1 tRNA gene is annotated in these 664 nt (G+C 44.0%); it reads left to right on the top strand.

Going from position 1 to position 664, the window contains the following annotated elements:
* Positions 1 to 569 precede the first annotated feature (569 nt).
* A tRNA-Val gene (locus tag IS446_RS00020) sits at positions 570 to 644 on the top strand.
* The last annotated feature ends 20 nt before the right edge of the window (positions 645 to 664 follow it).

Genomic DNA, 664 nt, shown 5'->3' on the forward strand with positions numbered 1-664 from the left:
TGGATCACCGACCGGAGGGAGGTAATCCGGAGGAGTTAGGAGGTTATAGGGTTATAAGGTTATAGGGTTATAAGGTTATAGAGTGATGTTAAGCGCAGCCTTGATGGATTTTGGTATTGCAACATCCCCTCTTTGGATCACCGACCGCAGGGAGGTAATCCAGGGGAGTTACAAGGTTACGAGGTTACAAGGTGGTAAGGATGTAAAATTTGATAATTCAGCATTCCTGTTACCCTTGTTGCCGTTGTTACTTTGTTACCGTTATGCGGTGAAGCTGTTATACAGTTATCCGGTTGTTGTGTGCCTCTCCTCTTGATGTTGTGTTTGGATTGCTGCTTCCCGGTATTAGATGGTGGGAGTGCATAGGTGTTAGTTCATCTTGACACAGTTTGAATTTCCGTTTTACCCCTACCTGTTTGCTGAATGTTTTCAGTCTTCAGCGTTTGAATTCACATATTTTAAACATTTTTTAAGCGATGCAAAAAAAAGCCTTGTGGAATTAAAAAACTGTTCTATATTTGCATCCGCATTCAGGGAATAGCAAGCTATTTCAGGGAGCGACATAAAAGGGGCGATTAGCTCAGTTGGTTCAGAGCACCTGCCTTACAAGCAGGGGGTCACTGGTTCGAATCCAGTATCGCCCACAACCCAAGATCCCGATAGG

Source organism: Robertkochia sediminum (assembly GCF_016786255.1).
GTDB classification, from domain to species: Bacteria; Bacteroidota; Bacteroidia; order Flavobacteriales; family Flavobacteriaceae; genus Robertkochia; species Robertkochia sediminum.